At 35.6% G+C, this 22,675-nt stretch carries 18 protein-coding genes; 11 read left to right on the top strand and 7 right to left on the bottom strand.

Features of this window, described 5'->3' with window-relative positions:
* The first annotated feature begins 63 nt into the window (after positions 1 to 63).
* The 5 genes from LUA90_RS15855 (at position 64) to LUA90_RS15835 (ending at position 7,781) form a co-directional block, all read left to right on the top strand.
* Positions 64 to 945 (top strand): helix-turn-helix domain-containing protein, encoded by an 882-nt coding sequence (locus LUA90_RS15855; protein WP_231491629.1) that lies wholly within the window; start codon positions 64 to 66, stop codon positions 943 to 945.
* Between the two features lie 325 nt (positions 946 to 1,270).
* On the top strand, positions 1,271 to 4,387 hold the full coding sequence (locus LUA90_RS15850) for a SusC/RagA family TonB-linked outer membrane protein (protein ID WP_231491627.1): 3,117 nt from the start codon (positions 1,271 to 1,273) through the stop codon (positions 4,385 to 4,387).
* A 13-nt stretch (positions 4,388 to 4,400) separates the two neighbouring features.
* Complete coding sequence (locus LUA90_RS15845) at positions 4,401 to 5,993, top strand: SusD/RagB family nutrient-binding outer membrane lipoprotein (RefSeq protein ID WP_231491626.1); 1,593 nt, start codon at positions 4,401 to 4,403, stop codon at positions 5,991 to 5,993.
* A gap of 7 nt (positions 5,994 to 6,000) precedes the next feature.
* Positions 6,001 to 6,933: a DUF1735 domain-containing protein gene (locus LUA90_RS15840; protein ID WP_231491625.1), complete on the top strand. Its 933-nt coding sequence runs from the start codon at positions 6,001 to 6,003 to the stop codon at positions 6,931 to 6,933.
* Between the two features lie 161 nt (positions 6,934 to 7,094).
* On the top strand, positions 7,095 to 7,781 hold the full coding sequence (locus LUA90_RS15835; RefSeq protein WP_231491624.1) for a hypothetical protein: 687 nt from the start codon (positions 7,095 to 7,097) through the stop codon (positions 7,779 to 7,781).
* 519 nt (positions 7,782 to 8,300) lie between these two features.
* Here LUA90_RS15835 and LUA90_RS15830 read toward each other — a convergent pair.
* The 4 genes from LUA90_RS15830 to mnmE all read right to left on the bottom strand — a co-directional run bounded on the left by LUA90_RS15830 (position 8,301) and on the right by mnmE (position 11,841).
* A complete protein-coding gene (locus tag LUA90_RS15830) occupies positions 8,301 to 9,257 on the bottom strand; it encodes a HipA domain-containing protein (protein WP_231459810.1) in 957 nt (318 codons plus the stop codon).
* Positions 9,250 to 9,582, bottom strand: a complete 333-nt coding sequence (locus LUA90_RS15825; RefSeq protein WP_231491623.1) for a HipA N-terminal domain-containing protein — start codon at positions 9,580 to 9,582, stop codon at positions 9,250 to 9,252. Before LUA90_RS15825 ends, LUA90_RS15830 begins: the two co-directional genes overlap by 8 nt.
* Positions 9,579 to 9,800 carry a helix-turn-helix domain-containing protein gene (locus LUA90_RS15820; protein ID WP_231459812.1) on the bottom strand — a complete coding sequence of 74 codons (222 nt, stop codon included), beginning with the start codon at positions 9,798 to 9,800 and terminating at the stop codon, positions 9,579 to 9,581. Before LUA90_RS15820 ends, LUA90_RS15825 begins: the two co-directional genes overlap by 4 nt.
* A 682-nt stretch (positions 9,801 to 10,482) precedes the next feature.
* Positions 10,483 to 11,841 carry a tRNA uridine-5-carboxymethylaminomethyl(34) synthesis GTPase MnmE gene (gene mnmE, locus LUA90_RS15815; RefSeq protein WP_231491622.1) on the bottom strand — a complete coding sequence of 453 codons (1,359 nt, stop codon included), beginning with the start codon at positions 11,839 to 11,841 and terminating at the stop codon, positions 10,483 to 10,485.
* 346 nt (positions 11,842 to 12,187) lie between these two features.
* Here mnmE and LUA90_RS15810 point away from each other — a divergent pair, with 346 nt between their 5' ends.
* A complete protein-coding gene (locus LUA90_RS15810) occupies positions 12,188 to 13,300 on the top strand; it encodes an AI-2E family transporter (RefSeq protein WP_231459814.1) in 1,113 nt (370 codons plus the stop codon).
* 244 nt (positions 13,301 to 13,544) lie between these two features.
* On the opposite strand, the gene LUA90_RS15805 is transcribed toward LUA90_RS15810, so the two are convergent.
* Both LUA90_RS15805 and argS read right to left on the bottom strand, forming a co-directional pair.
* Entirely contained in the window at positions 13,545 to 14,306 is a 762-nt protein-coding gene (locus LUA90_RS15805) for a TSUP family transporter (RefSeq protein WP_231491621.1), read from the bottom strand.
* Between the two features lie 146 nt (positions 14,307 to 14,452).
* Positions 14,453 to 16,225, bottom strand: a complete 1,773-nt coding sequence (argS, locus tag LUA90_RS15800) for an arginine--tRNA ligase (protein ID WP_231491620.1) — start codon at positions 16,223 to 16,225, stop codon at positions 14,453 to 14,455.
* Positions 16,226 to 16,687: 462 nt separating this feature from the next.
* Between argS and LUA90_RS15795 the strand changes: the two genes are divergently transcribed.
* From LUA90_RS15795 to LUA90_RS15785, 3 genes are all read left to right on the top strand, one after another.
* Positions 16,688 to 18,145, top strand: a complete 1,458-nt coding sequence (locus LUA90_RS15795) for an arginine deiminase family protein (RefSeq protein WP_231491618.1) — start codon at positions 16,688 to 16,690, stop codon at positions 18,143 to 18,145.
* A 64-nt stretch (positions 18,146 to 18,209) separates the two neighbouring features.
* Entirely contained in the window at positions 18,210 to 19,127 is a 918-nt protein-coding gene (gene ctlX, locus LUA90_RS15790; protein WP_231491617.1) for a citrulline utilization hydrolase CtlX, read from the top strand.
* Between the two features lie 219 nt (positions 19,128 to 19,346).
* Positions 19,347 to 19,925, top strand: coding sequence for an alkylphosphonate utilization protein (locus LUA90_RS15785; RefSeq protein ID WP_231491616.1), 579 nt, complete (start codon positions 19,347 to 19,349; stop codon positions 19,923 to 19,925).
* 113 nt (positions 19,926 to 20,038) lie between these two features.
* On the opposite strand, the gene LUA90_RS15780 is transcribed toward LUA90_RS15785, so the two are convergent.
* Positions 20,039 to 20,272: a hypothetical protein gene (locus tag LUA90_RS15780; RefSeq protein WP_231459820.1), complete on the bottom strand. Its 234-nt coding sequence runs from the start codon at positions 20,270 to 20,272 to the stop codon at positions 20,039 to 20,041.
* A 571-nt stretch (positions 20,273 to 20,843) separates the two neighbouring features.
* Between LUA90_RS15780 and LUA90_RS15775 the strand changes: the two genes are divergently transcribed.
* A complete protein-coding gene (locus LUA90_RS15775; RefSeq protein WP_231459821.1) occupies positions 20,844 to 22,232 on the top strand; it encodes an arginine decarboxylase in 1,389 nt (462 codons plus the stop codon).
* A gap of 92 nt (positions 22,233 to 22,324) precedes the next feature.
* The gene (locus tag LUA90_RS15770) at positions 22,325 to 22,630 is read left to right on the top strand and encodes a DUF433 domain-containing protein (RefSeq protein ID WP_231491615.1); all 306 of its coding nucleotides are present in this window, start codon (positions 22,325 to 22,327) and stop codon (positions 22,628 to 22,630) included.
* Positions 22,631 to 22,675 lie beyond the last annotated feature (45 nt).

The following is a 22,675-nucleotide window of genomic DNA, read 5'->3' as shown; positions in this document are numbered from 1 at the left end:
ATTTAATGTGCTAAAATATCTAATTTAACACTTGCGCTCCCTTCCTATAATCATCTCTAAACAATGAAAGTATTTCCATTCACCTTTCTCGTCTCTGAAGACAAGAGCGTAGTGTCTGAGCGATTTGAATCGCCCAATTTTTATCCATATCTGCATAGGCATGAGGAGTGGCAAATCACTTACATTGAGCACGGCACCGGTACGCTTATTGCAGGCAATGACATGCAACACTTTAAAAGCGGCGATTTATTTGTAATCGGTTCAGGGCTACCCCATCTTTTTAAAAACGCTATAGATGAAGCTCAAAATCAAGTAAACTTAGTTTCCTCACATTCTGTCTATTTTGATGTTGATGCGAAACTAGGTCCGCTATTTTCATTACCTGAGATGAAAACAGTTAAAAAGTTTTTAGCGAGGAATAAAAATGGTTTTAAAATATCTGAAGAGCATGCAGAGATGATTTATTCATTGATGAAAGCTATTGACAAATCAATCGGCGTTAAATTGCTTTCTAACTTTGTTGATTTAATGCTTGCCTTACAAACAATAGAAGAACACTTTACGCCAATATGTTCTGATATGTTTAAATTGGGTAAAATTGACAGTGATGGCGACAGACTGGTTCGGATTGTTAATTACATATCCGATAATTACCATAAAGCCATTACACTCGAAGATGTTTCAGACATTGCTTTTATGACACCACAAGCTTTTTGCAGATACTTTAAAAAACATACCGGGCACACATTTGTCTCTTATTTAAATGAAGTTAGAATTAATTATGCCCGCAAAAGCTTAATTCTTGATGGAAAACTAGATCATATATCCAGCATAGCATATAAGGTCGGTTTTAGCAGCATACCAAACTTCAATAGAGTTTTCAAATCTATTGTAGGCAAATCTCCAAAGGCATACATTCATGATTTTGAAATGCTCACTGGATAATTTTAAGTTAATATAACATTTTTAAGGTCTTTTTTGCCCACTTTATCTAAAAATAGAGTGGGCTTTTGTATTTATATAAAAAAAAAGAAGAAAAATCTACAAATTATAGAATTTCAACTAATGTTTTAGGGCAAAATCAACTCCAAAATAAATCTTCGCAGCAAAAATGTGCTAATATTTTCACCTTGACTTATTGCATTTTTGCAGGTTTGCCAAATACTCCAAAATTTGCTATGATTTAGCATGTAATAATTTTGTTTCATGCAGTTTTCGACCTAGTTTTAGCTAATTAACTTAACATTAACTAAACTAAATTCGATTATTCATGAAAAAACTTTTACAGAGTTTGTTCATACTTGTATTCGTTGCGGGCACTGCAATGGCACAAGAGAGAACAGTAACCGGTACAGTAACTTCACAAGATGACGGAGTTCCCATCCCTGGTGCAACAGTGAGAGTAAAGAACATCACAGGCGTGGGTTCACAAACAGGAGCTGATGGAAAATTCAGCCTTAGGGTTCCTGCAAATGCAAAAACAATTGTAGTATCTTTCTTAGGTTACAAAACTACAGAAACAAGCATCCCTACAGGTAATGTAATTAACATTTCCTTAAGTTCTGATGCGCAGGCATTAAATGAAGTTGTGGTAACAGCTGGGGGTGTTAGCATCCAGCGTAGACAACAAGGTAACCAGGCTACAACCATTAAGGCAGGCGAGCTTACTCAAGGTAAGGCATTTAACGTTGCCAGTGCATTGAGTGGTAAAGTTGCCGGTTTACAGGTAAATGCGGTAAGTTCTGGTGTTAACCCCAACGTTCGTATTGTACTACGTGGTAACCGCTCTTTAACTGGTAACAACCAGGCATTAGTAGTTGTAGATAACGTTATCGTACCAAGTAACATCTTAGGTAATTTAAATCCTGAGGATATTGAAGATATCCAGGTTTTAAATGGTGCTGGTGCTGCTGCCTTGTACGGTTCGGATGCATCAAATGGTGCCTTGATTATCACAACTAAAAAAGGTAAAGCAGGTGTTGCTCAAATTAAAGCATCACATACAAGCACTTTTGAATCAACTGCATTCTTACCTCAAATTCAAGAACGTTTTGGTTCTGGTACCGGTCCGGATGATATTAAAACCTACACACCGTATGAAAACCAGCAGTATGGTCCGGCATTTGATGGCTCTTTACGTCCGATTGGTAAGCCATTAGTTGATGGTTCAATTCAAACTGTACCTTACTCATTTAATTCTAGTCAAAACAAAAACAGCTTTTGGGAAACTGGTATTGGTAACCAGGAAGATTTAAGTATTTCTTCTGGTGATGAAAAAGGCAGTTATTATATCTCAGGTCAGTATTTCGACCAAACGGCAACAATGCCAGGCGATAAATACAACCGTTTTAGCATCAGAGTTAATGGCGACCGTAAAATAAGCGATAAGTTTGATTTCTCATTTAATGCAAACTATGTTCAAAACCGTTACAATTTAACTACTGCAACCTCTTCAGTATTTGATAACGTTTTACAAACTCCCGGACAAATTCCGCTTACTATTTACAAAAACTGGAAAGAAGATCCATTCTCAAATCCTAACGGATACTACAATGAGTATTATCAAAATCCATATTTCGCAATTGATAATAACCGTCAGTTAGTAAGAAATGATTATTTGACTGGTAATGCTCAATTACGCTATAAACCAATTACAGAATTATCTATCTTATTCCGTGTAAGTTTATCAACTCAAAATTCATCTAATAAAGCTTGGACAGATAAATTTACATATTCTGATTACAGACTTGGAATTACTTCAAACTTCCAGAATATAGTTGGTGGTGTTAGTGATGGTGCAAATTATTCAACACAGTTAAACCCTGAGTTTCAGGCACAATATCAAAAAAGACTGAACAAAGATTTCTCTTTAAATGCTATTTTAGGTGCAAGTTCACGTAACAACATAGCTAAAGGTATTGGCGTTTCTTCATCAGCAATGGTTATTGGTGGTTTATATAACATTAGTAATACAACGCAAAATCCTGGTGCATCAGAATCAAACTCTTTAGTTAGACAGTTTGGTGCTTATGTAGATGCCCGTTTAGGTTTTAGAGATTATTTATACTTACACGTTACCGGTAGAAATGACTGGAGATCAGTATTGAATCCTGAAAACAGATCTTTATTTTACCCTGCGGCAGATTTAGCTTTCATAGCTTCTGATGCTATTCCTTTCTTAAAAAATTCAAACACCATTCAAAGCTTAAAATTACGTGGTGGTTGGTCTAAAGTAGGTTTGGTAAACCTTGGTGCTTACGCATTAAACACAACCTTCGGACAAGCATACGGATATCCGTATAACAACGTCCCAGGTTTTACAATTGGTAACCAGGTAGTATCTCCAGACATTAAACCAGAGGTAACTACACAGGTTGAAGCTGGTTTTGATTTAGAGATGTTAAAGTCCAGATTAACAGCAAGCTTAACCGTTTATCAATCAAACACGGTTGACCAAACTATCGGTACTCAGATTCCTTCATCAACAGGTTACACAAATTACCTGACTAATACTGGTGAAGTGCAAAATAAAGGTATAGAAACTGCTGTTCGTGTTACCCCTATCAGAACTGCTGGTGGCCTTGAAGTAAGCATTGGTGCAAACTACACTTACAATGCAAACAAAGTACTTTCAATCAGTACAGATCAATCGTTCATCAATTTAGGTAGTTTCGGAAGTGCACAAATTGTTGCAGAAGTTGGCCAGCCTTTCCCACTGTTAAAAGGAACAACATACCAAAAAGATAATCAAGGCAGAGTAATTGTTGATAGACTTACAGGTATGCCATCTGCAACCACAACTATCTCTACTTTGGGTATTACTGAACCAAAAACACGTTTAGGCTTAGATGCTAGTGTATCTTACAAAGGCTTACGTTTTGCAACCGTTTGGGAATACCGTACTGGTAATGTAATGTATTTTGGGGCTGGCAGTTATGATTTCTCTGGTGCTGGTATCAGAACAACTTTCTTTAACAGAGAACGTTTTGTTGTACCAAACTCGTCATACCTTGATCCTGCAACCAACACTTATGTTGAAAACACAAACATTACAACATACACAGGTGGTGTAGATTTTTGGACAAACGGACCAACAAATACAGCAGTTAACAGTAACTATACATTCTCTGCTGCATTCTGGAAATTACGTGAGGCATCATTAAGCTACGATTTACCAGCATCAGTATTAAAAAGCGTAGGCTTTGTGAAAAGAGCTACAATTAGTTTACAAGGACGTAACTTATTGTTATTTACGCCTAAAACAAACCTTTACACAGACCCAGAGTATAGTGCTTTAGGTGCATCAAGTAATGCCATTGGTTTCTCTTCATTAGGTCAAACGCCTCCAGGAAGATACTACGGCTTTAGTTTATCTGTAACGTTATAAGCAAAAGAAGAATATGAAAAAGATTTTTAAATATATATTACTTAGTGGGATGGTGATTTTTTCAAGTGCTTGTAAGAAGTATCTTGATGTAAACACCAATCCGAACAGTTTAACATCGGCTACCCCAAATTTAATATTACCTCAGGCTATTGTAGGTGCAGCCTCTATTAGCAATTCATTTAACTTAAGCTTAGCAGATTTTTCTGGAGCCAGAGCTAATGCAGGTGGTTTTGGTGGCTTTGGTTCGGTAGTAACTTACGATTTCGGTACTGATGCTTACGAAGGGTTGTGGAATTCAACTTACGATAATGCACAGGATTTCCAATATGTTTTGGAGAACACGACTACAGATCCAACTTTGATTTATTCGACTTCTATTGCAAGAATTATGAAATCCTTTGCTTTTGAGCGTTTGGTGAATCAATTTAATGATGTACCCTACTCTCAGGCCTTAAAAGGAACAGCGGTTTTATCACCTAAATATGATCCTGCAAGCGATGTATATAAAGCATGTATTGCCGATTTAGATAAAGCAATTGTTGACATTACAGCCGGACAGGCAAATGCTGCAACAGCAAAAGTTGCTACAAGTGCCGACCCACTTTTTGGTGGCGACATGAACAACTGGAAAAGATTTGCCAATACAGTTAAATTAAGAATGCTGATTAAAATGGCTGGTGTACCAAGTTTACAAGCTTACACAACTCCAGCGTTCAGCAGCTTTAATACAACTATTGGTGTGCTTACAGCAGATGCGATTGTTCAACCTGGTTATGTTAAAACAGATAGACCAAATCCAATTTACAACTCAATAGGATTTACGACAACAGGTACCAACACAACAACAAGTAGGATTCCTACAAAATGGATATACAGCTTTTACGACGGTAACAAACTTTCTGATGCTTTCAGAGGAAAAGTTATCTACAGAGGTTTCCCATCTAACATCATCAACCAGTTAGGTGATGAATCATCTTCAGTTCCTGCTGCTGCTGCTGCTGGTTCTGCATGGATTACCGGTGGCGCTTCTGATGGCGTATCTGGATCACCTCTGTTTGGTGTAGTTAAAGGCCCAACAATGGGAACACCACTAATTTTAGCAACTGAAGCAAATTTCCTATTAGCAGAAGCTTATACCAGAAATTATCTTGCCGGCAACGCGGAAACTGCTTTCTACAATGGTATTACGCAATCGTTTAATTATTTGTACAAAGATTTTTCAAATACTGTTCCAGGCACAAAAGATGTTGCTACTGATGTAGCCTCATACAGAACGCTGAATGCAACAAGTCCTTTGGTAAATTTTTCGTTGGCTACAACTACAGACCAAAAAATTGAAGCAATCATCACTCAAAAATATATTGCTTTAAATATGATTTCAAATGATGAAGCATTCAATGAATTTAGAAGAACAACGTATCCTAGAATTGTAAATACTTCAACTAATCCAATATTAACATTTGCATCGTTAAAATCTATTTCAACCCATGTTGATAGATTGCCAACCAGAGTTTTATATAGTCAAAGGGAGTATAACTTAAACCCAGCAAATGTTCCGACTAACATCAATAAATTTACATCATTAATTTTTTGGGATCCTAATTAATCGAAAAATGAAAAAAATCATATTTAATTCACTATTAGCACTTACAATTGCTACAACACTTTCTTCATGTTTGAAGGATAGTGTAACAGATCTTGACCCTTCTAAAGGTGTAAATGTTATCGAGTTTGCTAATCCGGCTGCTATTGTAAAAACCGGTGCACCATACTCTTTATATACCTTTGCTTATGCAACAACAGAAACACCTAGTTTACCAATTACGGTAAGCTATTCTGGTCCGCAGGAATTTGCGCCGCAAGATATTACAGTTAATATTGGCTTAGCCCCGGCTAGTACAATTGATACTTATAATACAGCGATAGGCACAACTTATTCAATGTTAAACGGCAATGGCTTTACCTTTACCGGTACAAGTGTAGTTATTAAACAAGGTACTAACAAGGCTACATTTACAATTCCTTTAAAACCGGGTCAGTTCGATTTTAGTAAACAAGAGGTTTTGCCTATTACCATTTCTTCAGCATCATCAGGAGTAATTAGCGGTAACTTTAGAACCATATTGTTAAACGTAAACGCAAAAAATGCTTACGACGGCATTTATACACCTCAGGAAGGTAGTTTTGTTCAGCGTTATTCAAACCCGACCACACCAACTACCGGTGATGCATTAAACGGTCCGACTGGTACAAACCCTGATGTTACATTAACTACAGTAAGCTTAACGACTGTACAAATTGGTAACCTAAGATGGTCTGGTGGTTCATCAGGTGTAGGCGGTATTGATAACTTACAAGCTACAGTTGACCCGGCTACAAACCTGGTTACAATGAAAGCCCTAGGTAATGCCACATTAGCAAACATACCTGGTTCTGTAAACAGATACGATCCTGCTACAAAAACTTTTACATTAAACTTTGATTGGAATCAAACGTCAACCAAACGCGTTTATTCTTTGAAAATAAAATATAAAGGTTCTAGATAACCGATAAAAAGGATTACCAATATGAAGTTTTTTTAGCTTCAAACATAAGAAAGCGACCAAGTATTTTATTTGGTCGCTTTCTCATTTACTTAGCATATTTTGCGCAACTGTGCACATTGTACACTAAATTTATTCTATCTAAATTATTTAAATTTTAAAATATGAAAAGCTTACTTATTACCACGGTCTCGACACTATTTTTAAGTGTTTTAATAGTTAATGTTGATAAAACGGAGAAACTAAAAGATAATTCGGTGGCGAATTATCAGCTCGATGAAAACGGTAAAAAATCCGGACCTTTTAAGATTACAAGTTCCAAAGGAGGAATTTTGCTAAGTGGTAGCTACAAAGATGGCAATCGGGTAAACGATTGGTATTGTTTTGATAGAAACGGAAATGTGACTTTAAGGTATAATTACAACCTAAAAAAACTGATTTTGTTATCAGAAAAGCAAATTGCGGATTACGAATTTAAAGTGGATGACAGCAATGCCGAAGTGCAAGAAAAATTTCAGGCACCCTTTCCTATCTGTTCTGCAGAACAATTTAAAGGCTTATTGATTTCTGAATTCATTCAACAAATTCCTGCAAAGCAGAAAACATCAAAAGCTAATTTAAAGGGTGAAGTTACTGCCCTCATCAGCGAAACAGGTCGTGTAAAATATTTCGTAAAATATGTTTTAGATGGTTACGAATACAAAACAAGTGTAGACCTCGACAATAAAGTTTTTAATGTGGAATGGATTCCGGCTACTTATAAAGATAAAACTTACAAATCAGAAGCTAAGTTTAATATTGACGTGGCAATTGACCCAACAACCGAAAGAAGATTTATTTGGAATTATTAAGAAATTAAGCCAGATTTTTACACAAATAATTAAATTAAGTTATTAAGGCGAAACCATCCGGTTTCGCCTTAATGTTTTTATCAAACTAACATAATTTCAATAATTACAGCGCATAAATAAATCCAAAAAGCTGATACTACAATCTCAACTCCTGTTATAATTTCTTTAAGCTTCTGCCATAATTACATAACAATAATATAGAGAATTTAAATAATATTACATTTTGATATTGCTCAAAATCTATTGCATTTTAACGTGTATAGTCATAATTTTAAATGCATAGGCATCAAGCATTTAACAATTGTTAAAGTGTATAAAGAGCTTGATAGAATATTTAGATTTAAATCAATGCCTCCAGAACTAAAAATTTCAATTTGGAGGATATTTATCTTCCTTCGATAGTATTGCAAAGAATTGAGGATGAGGATAACATCTTCAAACATCGATTTTATTTGCCGATACAGAAAGTAGAGTAACTTTGATTATTAGGTAGTTAACTAAGGTACAAAAGTTAAAAATCTACATATTTTTAAATAAAACGTTATATCGGCTTTCTAATAGAATTTGATACTTTTTTTTGTATTCTTCTGATAAAAAGGAACGCCTAATCCAATCTTCTGCTAAAGGTTTAAATTTAACAAAGCGCTTAAACACGTTGTTGATTTGCTTTTTATTAAGCTCAAGCTTATTTCCCAAATACTGAAAATGCTCCACCCCTAGTTTTTTCTTCTTGCCTTCCAATGTTAAAGCTAGTTCTTCTTTATCTTCAGGGTTCACGATTGCCACATTTAATAAATCGTAAGCCGGAGATAAACTCCACCTATCATTATCTAATAGTAACGAGAAATTTTTAAGGTGCATATCATTATTACCTGTCAAAAAACTAAAAACAGTTAGCTCAAAATAATAAAGTTGGTCAAATGCAGTACGATTGGAATATTGCCCTATTGCTTTACCCACCTTCTCCATGGAACCTTTATATTTATCAAAGGCTTCCAAAATTTGAAACATATCAATCATATGTTTCTTTTCACCCAAATCAGTTCGGTCAAATCTTTTGGTGATGTAAGAGAGTTCCCCAGATTTCAAACGAATTAAACTAGATTTTGCAGTTTTCATTCCAAAAGCTTTAGCCATTCGCATTGTTAAATGTTCATTTTGTGGCATCTCTCGAAATATTGACGAAGGTGGTTTAAATATATAATTACCTCCCAAAGCACCAACTACAGTAAGCCTACCGTTCTTGCCATCATCTAAGGCAGAATTAACCATCGTCAAAGATAACTTTGGCTGTACCCCAGGAACTGCGATACTTCTTTCGATAACATGCTGCGCCAACTCGTCCATTTGCTCTAAAGAATATGAAAAATCCGGCTGTTCTTTTGTACCAAAAAAATCTAAAGTACAATCCTCGTGAAAATCTCCTTTTGTTCCTTCTAGCAGTTGATTATAACAATATAAACAGTTCTTATTCATCGGTTGCATTTACGGGTTTAACACTCACAGCACCTATACAATTTTGGCAACAGGCCAAAAGTAGACCCATTCTATCGTTGGGATTAATTTTCCAGTTTTTTGATGCAATGTCCAAAAGCCATCCCTCTGGAATTAAGCCTTCAAAAAATGGAAACAATCTATTCTCTTTATATTTTCCTATAACTACTGGCATAGAAAAAGTAAGAAATTGATTTGGATAGTTTTCGATATAATCCTTATCGTATTCAAACGTATACTCTCCATCATTTGTCTCAATGAGTAATCCTACCAATATATCTTGATAAAATATTTCAGCTACTCTCATACTTCATTATTTTGAGAAACACGATTTTCTTCAATTGGAACTAACACGTAGCCAAACATTTTTAGTACTTGATTTACGCTAGATAAATTTAGATTTTGTTTTCCCTGTTCAATCTTACGTATCACTGTAAGGGCAACACCTGCCCTATCTGCGAATTCTTCTTGGGTTAACTTTTCTTCTCTGCGTTTTGCTTTTATAAACTGAGAAAGATTTTCCATTATATGCAATTACTCGTATTTCAATCAAATATAGTTAATTATATTCAAAAAGATATAAAATAAAACATTTCACCCAACTATATGCAAATTCATATAATAATTAAGGATAAAATTATTTTTCGTTCCTTCAGTGAAAATATCTAATTCATATATTTACACATGTCAAGGTCTAAAAGAAAAAATAAAATCTTTTCTATTACTACAGCGGAAACCGAAAAACACGATAAGAGACGCTGGAACAAAACGTTTAGGAAAGTATCCAAAAACTCAATAAACAAAGAAAAAAGGCTCATGCTCATATAATGGCAGTTCACTTATGCAGATGTAAGCTATTGAACCATTGTTTTTAATATTTAATGTTCCAGACATACTCAAAAATAAGAAATTGTTATACCAAACTTAACTGATAGCGAATGGTTTATTGGTAATTATTTTCCATAAAAAACCTGTTTACAGGTTCTAAAACCCATCCTTTCAAACATATCACGCTACAGTAATTATCGTATAAACCTTATGACCCTCAACCCCCACGCAAGTGTACAGATAAAGCGTAGATCAAGTAGGGATAAAGCATAGATAGAGTACTGTAATAGTACTAAATTGATTTTTCAGCTTTTTTAATCCAATAGTTATGGAGATGTGTCCCGCCAAATCGAAGATGATGTTTAATTAATGATGGATGCTATTTCCCGATACAGAACTTAGTAAAGATATTTTCTAACAAATCATCCGTAGTTACCGTTCCCGTAATTTCGCCCAGATAGTGAAGTGCCTGTTTAATATCCATTGCTAAAAAGTCAGAAGTAACCGGATTATCTACATTATCCAATACCCTTTGCAAAGCATTTTCCGTTTGTTTTAATGCTTCAACATGGCGGATGTTAGTTACTAATGTTTCGCTGGTATTAATGTGGTGTAAATTCACTTGTTCTAACAAAGTTGCCTTAAGCTCTTCAATACCTTTATTATCCCTTGCAGAAATAAAGACAACACTTAAATCCTTGTAAGCTTTTTGCTGCTCATCACTGATTAAGTCGGCCTTGTTCAATAAAATCAAATAAGGAATATCAAGCTGAACCAAACCACGGATTTGTTCTTCAAGCTCTGCAATACTTTGGCTGGCATCTGCCATATAAATAATCAGCTTGGCCTGCTTCATTTTTTCGAGCGTACGCTCTACGCCGAGCGCTTCAATAATATCAGCGGTATCGCGAATCCCGGCGGTATCAATAAAACGAAACACCACGCCGCCAATTGTCAATTCATCCTCAATTGTATCACGGGTAGTACCGGCAATGTCCGAAACAATGGCTCGTTCTTCATTTAAAAGTGCATTCAAAAGGGTCGATTTACCAACATTAGGCTTACCGGCAATAACCACGGGGACACCGTTTTTAATTACATTACCCATTTCAAAAGAAGAAATCAATCTACCTAAAACCTGATTGATTTTAGTAACTAATGCACGTAATTGTTCGCGATTAGCAAATTCTACATCCTCTTCCGCAAAATCGAGTTCAAGCTCAATCATCGATGCAAAATGAATTAACTGCGCTCGTAAAGCTTTTAGTTCGGTAGCAAAGCCGCCACGCATTTGCTGCATGGCTACATCGTGAGAAGCTTTAGAATTTGAAGCAATTAAATCGGCAACTGCCTCTGCCTGACTTAAATCAAAAGCGCCGTTCAAAAAAGCCCTTAAAGTAAACTCACCAGGCTTTGCAGCCCTCGCCCCTTTACTAATCAGCAGGTTAATAATTTGTTGAATAATATAGTTAGAGCCATGACAGGAAATCTCCACAACATGCTCTTTAGTGTAAGACTTTGGCGCCACATACAATCCCGCAACAACCTCATCAACAATACTTTCACCATCTTTAATTAAACCAAAATGTAAAGTATGACTGGCCTGCTCCTCAAGGTTTTTACCATAGAAAACAGCATTACTCAAGCGTATGGCATCAGGGCCTGATAAACGTATAACGCCAATAGCACCCGAACCTGGTGGCGTTGATAATGCAATGATAGTATCCTGATTGTCCATGTCTTATTTTAATGCGAGCGCAAAAATAATTTAATAAATGATGAATAGTATGAGGATAAAGTAATAATTTAAGGAAAATATATCGCACTGGGTTTAACTTGCTAATACCTAAATTAGGTAAAAGCCAATTATTAATAACCAATTAAACAAATTTTCAATGTACAAAGGAGCAAGTGAACAATAACTAGTTAGACAAATTTTCAATATCTAAAGGATTAAATAAAAACAATATCCTGTTAAACAAATTTTCAATGTTGAAAGGAGCGATTAAACATTAACAAACTCAATTATCATTATTCTTAAAACATTTAGATGCAATGGCTGTTTATCTGAAAACCTCAAAACTATGACTAATAATTTACCTTTAACCGTTAAACGTTCGATTGAATTACTAGGCCTAATCGCTTTGGTAGCGGTAATGGTGGTCGGTCGCGACATTATAATGCCGATTTTAATGGCATTTTTCATAAGCATTATGCTACTTCCGGTTTATCGCTTTTTAAAAAGTAAAAAGTTCCCGGAAACCTTATCTATCATTTTGCCAATTTTATTGATGGTATTCTTTGTCGGATTAATCATCTGGTTCTTTTCCAATCAGATTGGCATCCTGGCAGAGGATTTCCCGCAAATAAAGCAAAACGTTAATCAACATATTTCATCATTGAGCGAATGGATAAGCAGGGTTTCTAAATACGATACCAACCAACAAAAAGCCTTTATCCAGGACAAAAGTGATGATTTGATGAATATGGGCACATCAATGGCTGGTGGTGCGGCAGTAACCTTAAGTGGTGTATTTGTATTTATTGGTTTACTGCCAATTTATATCTACTTAATGCTTTTTTATAAAGATATTTTACTAAGATTTATCTTTATGTGGTTCAACACAGAACACCATCCAAAGGTTAAAGATGCTATTTACGAAACAGAATCTATCATCAAAAGCTACCTGATAGGATTATTGATTCAGATTACTTATATGACTATTTTATTGGGTGGAATTTTAATGTTAATCGGCATAAAACACGCCTTGCTAATTGGTGTAATCTTCGCCATATTAAATTTAATACCTTATGTAGGCGCATTAATCGGAAACCTGATTGGCGTACTGCTAACACTAACCTCATCACAAGAATTATGGCCGGTATTAACGGTTTTAGGAGTTATCGCATTCGTTCAATTCTTAGATAACAATATTCTGATGCCACGTATTGTTGGTTCTAAAGTAAAAATTAATGCATTGTTTGCTATTTTAGGGGTATTTATTGGGGGAAGTATCGCTGGCGTCTCCGGTATGTTCCTAGCCTTGCCGATAGTAGCGGTGTTAAAAATTATTTTCGACCGCACCGATATATTTAAACAATGGGGTGCCCTATTGGGTGATGAAAGACCTGCAAAAAGCCCGATGAGTTTCCCAACATTCAGGAAAAAGAAGGCTGTAGCTGTAAAACAAGATTAAAGAAGGTCAACAAAGCTTAACAAATTTAAACTGTTGTGCTCCTAAAATACTTGTCCATAATTAATTGAAAATTGCGCAAGTATGCTATCTACTAAAGATTGGAAATTGTTTGCCGACTTGCGGGCATTCGGTAAGGAGCAACGTGTATTGAATCAATAACAATTAAAACCTTTGATGTTATATATTAAATATTGATTATTAGATATTGAAATTTGTTATTAATTATTTGATAATTGATTACAGATTATTTCAATAAAACATCATAAGCAAACCTTAATATTGTACCAAAAACAACGATTAAGAAAAAGATTCGTATAAATTTATTTCCTTTTAGCAAAGCTAATTTAGTACCAAAATATGCTCCGCTAATATTAAATAAAGCCATTGGAATGGCATATTGAAATAAAATATGTCCGGTTGAACTAAAGTATAATATTGCAGCTAAATTGGTTGCAATATTTACAACTTTAGCATGTGCACTTGCCGCTACAAAATCAAAACCAAGCACGGCTATAAAAACTAATATCAAAAAAGAACCTGTACCCGGGCCAATTAAACCATCATAAAAACCAATAACTAGTCCAAAAAGCATAGCCATTAAAACCTGCTGTTTTATAGAATGAGCTTTAGCTTGATGAATACCAAACTGCTTGTTGAAATAGGTATATAACGCAACCAAAATTAAAACAATCAGAATAACAGGCTTTATAACCGAATTATCAATCCTACTCACCAAAAATGCACCCATTAAAGCAGAAAAAAATGCTGTAATTGCACAAGCCACCAAAACCTGGTAATTAAATTTTACATGTTTCGAATATTTAATGGCAGCTAGAGTGGTTCCGGCAATCGATGGAATTTTAGTTGTGCCCAACAAGGTTGCCACCGGATAATTTGGTAGAATCAGCAAGGTAGCAGGCGTCTGTAATAAACCGCCACCACCTACAATTGCATCTATAAATCCTGCAGCAAAGGCTGCAATGCAAAGCAAAATTAATTCATACATACAAGTTGATTAAAGATTTCAGGAAAAAACTCCCTAAAATACATCTCCCATCAAACACCTTCCACTGTACATCTTCCATCTTCCATCAAACATCATCCATCTTCCATTTTACATCATCCATCTCCATCAAACAACATGCATAGCTCTTACATCCTTTCTGGCGAAGTAATTCCCAGAATCAACATACCTTTATAAATAATATCTGCTGTTCTCTTGCTCAAGTTAAGCCTGAATTGTTTGCTTGCGCCAGCTTCCGTTTTTACAATCGGCGGAATCTCATGGTAAAATTTATTGAATAACTTAGCTAGTTCATATAAATAGTTTGCTAAACTCGCGGGACTATGCGCTTTGGCCGCTATCTCTATTTCTGAAGGATATTTTGTCAGCAACATCATCATTTCCAATTCTACAGGCAACAACGCACCAGCATCCGGACCAACCACTTCAGGTTTGTATGCAGCTTTACTTAACAATGATTTTATTCTGGCATGCGTATACTGGATAAATGGTCCGGTGTTACCCTGAAAATCAATACTCTCATTTGGGTCGAAAAGCAAACGCTTTTTCGGTTCTACTTTAAGTAAAAAGTATTTTAAAGCACCTAAACCAATATTTTTGTAAAGCTCTGTTTTGTATTCATCCGAGAAATAATTGATTTTACCCAATTCTTCCGTTTTTTCCTGAGCAGTTGCAATCATATCCGCAATCAGTTCATCCGCATCAACAACGGTTCCCTCACGGCTTTTCATCTTACCGTTTGGTAAATCAACCATACCATAAGATAAATGATATAAACCTTTTGCCCAACTTTTACCCAGTTTATCTAAAATTAAGAACAATACCTTAAAATGATAATCCTGTTCATTTCCAACAACATAAATAGATTCATCCATTTGGTAATCATCATATTTCATTGCAGCAGTTCCTAAATCCTGCGTAATGTAAACCGATGTTCCATCGGCACGTAAAACCAGTTTTTGGTCCAGACCATCGGCAGTTAAATCAATCCAAACAGATCCATCATCCTTTTTAAAGAAAACACCTTTCGCTAAACCTTCATCAACCGTATCTTTCCCTAATAAATAGGTATTACTTTCATAATAAAATTTATCAAAATCAACACCCAGATTTTTATAGGTAACGTTAAAACCCGCATAAACCCACTCATTCATGGTTTTCCAAAGCGAAACTACTGCTTCATCGCCTTGCTCCCATGCCAGCAACATTTGCTGTGCTTCTTTAATTAACGGTGCATTTTTCTTTGCTTCTTCCTCAGTTTTTCCTTCAGCTTTTAGCGCATCAATCTCTTTTTTATATTCCTTATCAAAAATCACATAGTATTTACCAACTAAATGGTCGCCTTTTAAACCCGAGCTTTCCGGCGTTTCTCCATTACCCCATTTTTGCCAGGCCAGCATCGATTTACAAATATGGATTCCTCTATCGTTAACCAGGTTAACCTTTACAACATCATACCCGTATGCTTTTAGCAATTCAGAAACCGAATAGCCTAGTAAATTATTCCGAACATGACCAAGATGCAGCGGTTTATTGGTATTTGGAGATGAGTATTCTACCATTACCTTTTTTCCGTTTGCTTTAAAAACCCCGAAATCATCAGCAAGGGTTTCTTCATTAAACTGCTTTAAAAAATAACTTTCTGAAATGCTCAGGTTCAAAAATCCCTTTACAACATTAAAAGCAGTAACCTCTTCAACTTTTACAACTAAATATTCGCCTATTTCGTTTGCAGTTTGTTCTGGAGATTTCTTTGAAATTTTGGTAATCGGAAAGACAACAATAGTAAACTGTCCCTCAAATTCTTTGCGGGTTTCTTGTATATTGATAACACTTTCAGCTATTTCTTCGTTATAAAGCGCTTTAACAGCATCAAGCGTAGCGGTAATAATAAAATTCATGGCGCAAAAATAGGTATTATAGCGGAAAGCTGAAAGACCAAAGCCTGAGCTATAATATTTAAATTTTGAAAAGCAATTTCAGTACGCTTGGCGCACATCAGTCCTCCTATCCACTTTAGTCCCGATTTATTTCGATGAAAAATCGAAAATCGGGCGCTGCCGTTGCTATGAGGTTTAATTAACCCGGGCTTATGCAATAAACCAAGTACCTTCTTACTGCGTGCATATCCAGCTTTGTGCATCTAAATGCTGAGTTAACGCCTCGGTTTGTGTCTCCACAGACCGAAATACATCTTTTATCAAACTAAATTACATGTAAAGACACAGACCATGGTAATTGAAGGTTTAGTTAATCCGGGCTTGTGCTATAAAGAACCGTTATTGTGCAGCACTATCTCAAATCTACAATCTCAATTCTCATATCTGAATAATTCTAATAAATTTGCAATAACTAACTTATATATGAGCGCAGAAAATCAGAATTTTAAAGTAAACGTAAAAACCGAAATCGGTCGGTTGCGTAAGTTGTTAATTCACAGTCCTGATAGTGGTTTAGGAAAAGTTGTGCCATCAAAAGCACAAGATTGGCTTTTTGAAGACATTGTGCACTTAGATACCATCCGCAAAGGTGAGTACGATTACTACATAAAGTTGCTCATGTATTTCCTCGACCCTGAAAAAATCAAAGGAAAGCTTGCAGAAATTGATTCGGAAGAAGGAAACAGAAACTTCTACAAACCAAACCATCCAGATTTTCATAGTTCTAAATCTGTTATCGAGATTCAGAATTTATTAAGCGAAATGCTCGAAAATGAATCAATTAGAAAAAAATTGGTTGCAGCCGTTTGTGCAATAGAAGGTGTTACCTACAAAGTTCAGTTAGAATTAATTGATACCGACCCTAAACAATTAGCCGAAATCTTTATATCCGGAACTTTAGGCAACGATACGATGATTTTTGCACCAATCCCTAACTTAATTTTTACCAGGGATGTTGGCACCACAATTAACAATTATATACTTTTAAATAAACCGGCAAAAAAAGCCCGCGTTCGCGAAACGCTTTTAATGCGTTATATATTCTTTAACCATCCGCTATTTGAAGCTTATCGCAAAAATGTACTCGAAATACCTGATGTTACCATGCATTTCCTTCGCCCCGGCGATGAACCTGCTTTTAGCACTACGCTTGAAGGCGGCGATGTAATGATGGTGAGCGAAAATCATGTACTGATTGGCTGCAGTGAGCGAACATCAGAACATGGCGCAAATGAAGCTATTAAATTGCTGTTCGAGAATAATGTTGTAGAAAAAGTAACGGTGGTTAAAATCCCGAGTAAAAGAGATTATATGCACCTGGATACGGTTTTTACGCAAGTAAACCGAAACACATGGGTAATTTTGAACACAATAGCGCATTCGCCCAAGTATAACCCGCATGAGCCTATAAATTTTTTAAAAGAGCCAGAACAGCTTGAGTCCACCACAGCAATTCAATTCACGAAATCAAACCCTGGTCAGCCTAAGGTGTTCGAACACGTAGAGGCACTATTGAACGACATCAGTCAGAACGATTTAAAAAGTGATAAACCAACCAAAATTATCTACAGCGGAAACAATACTTTTCCTTATGATTCTCGGGAACAATGGACAGATTCTTGCAATCTTTTAGCCATTAAAGAAGGCGTTGTTTTGGGTTACGACAGAAACGATAAAACAGTTGAAGCCTTTAAAGCCGCCGGATTTGATGTGGTGGATGTTAAAGATTTGATACAGGATTTAGAAAGTGGGAAAGTAGATACCGAAACCATTACCGATACCTTAATTTTAATGCCTTCGGCAGAATTATCTCGTGCCCGTGGAGGCTTCCATTGCATGAGTTTACCAATTTTGAGAGACGAATTAAGTTATAGGTTTTAAGTTATACGTGATACGATTAGAACACACGACTTAAAACTTATAACCTAAAACTTACAACCTAAAAATGCAAACAACAAACCACATTTTAATGATACGCCCGGTTGATTTTAAATTCAACGAGCAAACGGCAGAAAATAATAAATTTCAGGTTGCTTCAACCGAAAGTGATGTGCAAGTTCAGGCTTTGAAAGAGTTTGATGGTTTTGTAGATTTATTAAGAGCCAACAATGTTGATGTAACAGTTGTTGATGATACCTTACAACCAGAAACGCCGGATTCTATCTTCCCAAACAATTGGGTTTCGTTTCATGATGATGGAGCTATTTTTCTCTATCCAATGTTTTCTGAAAACCGCAGGTTGGAGCGTAGACAAGAGATATTAGATGGTTTGAAAGATAAATTTGAAGTTAGTTATATTAACGATTTAAGTTTTTACGAAACTGCCAATATTTTCCTTGAAGGTACCGGTAGCATGGTATTAGATAGGATAAACAAAATCGCTTACGCATGTTTAAGCATCCGAACCGAAGTAGAGGCGTTTAATAATTTTTGCCAGTTAGCCGGTTATAAATCGGTTATATTTAATTCAGTTGATGCAAGTGGATTCCCGATATACCATACCAATGTGATGATGTGCATTGGTGATCGGTTTGCAGTAATCTGTTTAGATTCAATTCCAAATCTTTATGAACGCGATTTTGTACATAAAGTAATCACATCAACTGGTAAGGAAATTATTACGATAAGCTTTGACCAGATGAACCATTTTGCAGGTAATATGCTGCAAGTTGCTACTGGAGACGGAGAAAGTTTGTTAGTAATGTCTGAGCAAGCTTATCGTTCATTAACAAAAAATCAAATCAATACATTAGAAAAATATTCGCGGATTATTTATGCACCGCTTTACACCATAGAAAAAAATGGTGGCGGTAGCGCAAGGTGTATGTTGGCTGAAATTCATTTACCTGAAATTAAGCATTAGACTATTTGCGTCATTGCGAGGCAAAGCCTGCCCCAACAATTCGGGGAGGCAATCTTTTAGAGAATCTATCGCCCAAAATTGCTTCATGCCTCGCAATGATGAATCTAAATTAATTCATCCTCTCTATCAGCTGATGTCTCACTGGCAGAAACAAATGTGATATACCTCACAATCCATTCAAGATAGTTTTATTACTTTCGCCAAAAATCCAATATTGAAATGTCTTTAATACAAGAATTGCAAAAACGTGCTGACAATAAGTGCGAATTATGCACCGCTGAAAATAATTTATACGTTTACGAAGTTCCTCCAACAAGCAACGCCAATACAGATAATAGCATTTTAGTGTGCAAAACTTGTTTAGATCAAATTGAAAAAACTGAACAACTTGATGCTAATTATTGGAAAATATTAACAGAAACGATGTGGTCTGAGTTTCCGGCGGTACAAGTTGTAGCGTGGAGAATGTTAAGTAGATTGAGAAATGAAGGCTGGGCGGCTGACAGCTTAGACATTTTGCACCTTGAGGATGAAACACTGGACTGGGCAAAGAAAACCGGCGACCATGAATTGGATGGCACTGTTGAATTTCACCAGGATAGCAATGGCGCCCGTTTATTTGAAGGCGATACGGTAGTGCTGATTAAAACACTGGATGTTAAAGGCTCTACATTAAGTGCAAAATTAGGCACTGTGGTTAAAAATATCCGTTTGGTACATGATAATACCGAACAAATTGAAGGCAAGGTTGAAGGGCAAACCATCGTGATTTTAACAAAATACTTAAGAAAAGGGTAAAAATAAATATTCATGTCATTGCGAGGCACAGCATGCCCCTACAATTCGGGGAAACACTCTTTAGTGCAGTTCATTAATAGATTGCTTCTTACCTGCCATTTACGATCAATTCCCTACCAAACCGGCGGTGCATAAAAGTTCTGCAAGTTCTCGCAATTGTAACCGAATTTGGTTAATAGCGAAACCGCGTCGCCAATTTTATCTACGCTAGAATCTATTCTGAGTATTTTATCGCAGTCGGCCAAATCTACACTCCAGCTTGCACCAGACAATAAGTTGTTTAAATGTTGTGCAATTTGATTTAATTCAACTCCTGATTGAATATTGGTTTTAAATATCGAAATCATATTAAAGATATTTACAGATGTAATGTTTAAGGTTTTTAATAAAGACGTTTGATAGAAATAATTACTTTAAAAAAACTAAAATATTGTTTAATACACTGATTTAAAGATAATTAAAATTTAAATCAATTACATATCTAAAAATTTTAATTTGCTGCAACATCTATTAAGGACGAAGATTTTGGCATTTAAAAAAAACATAAATAGTAATAACTAACTGCGTAATTTAAACCTGACAGCAGCGACAGCCCCGAGTTTTTTACGAGGGCTACAGCGAATGGCAGGGCTTTCGGGAGCGATGAGCACTGCAGTTGCTTTTCAAAAAAAATTTCTTGAAGATTTATAATGATAAAGGCAGATTTTAAAAAACTACTCTGAAAAGCCTGCTTTTTTTCGCAGAAAGAACACTGCATGTTTTGAGATGATTTAAAGACGAATTTAATTTAAGAATTTACAAATGAGGTGATGAAGGCTATTGCCAAAAACTATTGCGTTTCTATACAGTAAAAATATTTTCAATAAGGATTAATTCTCGATTTAAAATTACATTTTTGCAAAAATTATTTAATTATAAATGCAGAGTTACTCAGAATTTCTTGATCTAAGTGTTGGCTTTCCGCAAGAAGGCTTTGATGTTATAGATGATGAATTATATTTTCAGGATTTAAACCTGATGGAAATGATTGAAACTTACGGTACTCCCCTACGTTTCACATACTTACCTTTGGTGAGCAAGAAAATTCAGCAAGCGAAAATTCTTTTCCAGACTGCTATTTTAAAGAACAATTACCGTGGCGATTACAAATATTGTTATTGCACAAAAAGTTCGCATTTTCGCCACATTGTAGAGGAAGCTTTAAAAAACAATATTCACTTAGAAACTTCTTCGGCTTTTGATATGCCAATGGTTGATGCTTTGGAGAAAAAAGGGCATTTAACTAAAGATACAACCATTATTTGTAATGGTTTTAAAACCTACCAATACAAGCAATATATTATTGATATGTTGCACGATGGTTATAAAAACATTATTCCCGTATTAGATAACAAAGAGGAATTTAACCTTTTTGATGATGAGGTTGATATTGATACACCTTGTAATTTAGGTATTCGTATTGCGGCTGAGGAACAGCCAGATTCGCAATTCTATACTTCGCGTTTGGGCGTACGTATGGAAGATATTATTGAATTTTACAATAATAAAATCGTTCATAACCCTAATTTCCGCGTTAAATTATTACACTTTTTTATTAATTCGGGAATTACTGATTCGCCTTATTACTGGAATGAGTTAGAAAAATACGTAACGCTTTATTGCAAATTCAAAAAAATTAATCCGGATTTAGATACTTTGGATATTGGTGGCGGTATGCCATTTAAAGATTCGTTAGTTTTCGATTTCGATTACGAATACATGGTAAACGAAATTGTAAAAAGGATAAAAGAGATTTGTGCAATCCATGATGTGATGGAACCTGATATTATTACCGAATTTGGTAAATATACGGTTGCTGAAGCTTCTGGTATTTTATATAAAGTTTTAGGTAGAAAGCAGCAAAACGACCGTGAGCGTTGGTTAATGTTAGATGGTTCTTTTATTACTAACTTACCTGATGTTTGGGCTTTAAACCAAAAATATATCCTTTTACCTATTAACAATTGGGATGCTGAATACGAGCGGGTAAACTTGGGTGGTATAACATGCGATGGGCAGGATTATTACAACCAGGAAGCACACATGAATAGTGTATTTATGCCTAAAACACGTAAAGTTCAGTATTTGGGTTTCTTCCACACAGGTGCTTATCAGGAAGTTTTAAGCGGTTACGGAGGCATTCATCATTGTTTATTGCCAAGTCCAAAACACGTATTAATTCGCAGAAACCGAGATGAAAGTTTCAATTTTGAGGTTTTTGGTGAGGAACAAAATAGTAAGCAGGTTTTGAAGATTTTAGGTTATTAAATTTAACCGCATAGAACGCAAAGATTTCGCAATGAGCGCTGAGTATTTACTTAGCGCTTTTTTTATGATATAATTATTTCTTATCTTTAAATATGAAAAGTCAGGAAAGTAAACTATTAGAAAGAATTACATTCATCCCTGGACTTATGGGCGGTAAGCCAACAATAAGAGGCAATCGTTTTACCGTCATTGATATTATGGAACTTCTGTCATCTGGTATGACACACGAACAAATTTTAGAGGAGCATCCCATCCTCGAAGCTGATGATATAAAGGCTGCTTTGGTCTTTAGCACAAAACAACTTAGGGATGAATATGTAAGCTCCCCTGTTTTTCAGACCATTCAAAAGTATAATTTTGTCCTCAAATTTCCTGCAATAAATCTACAGGAGATTTGAAGTTTAATGCCTGGTGTGGTCGATGGTAATTGTAGTCCACCATCC

Source organism: Pedobacter sp. Leaf170, from assembly GCF_920984665.1.
Taxonomy (GTDB): domain Bacteria; phylum Bacteroidota; class Bacteroidia; order Sphingobacteriales; family Sphingobacteriaceae; genus Pedobacter.
Note: the sequence above shows the minus strand (reverse complement) of the source record. Positions and strands in the feature narration are given on the sequence as shown.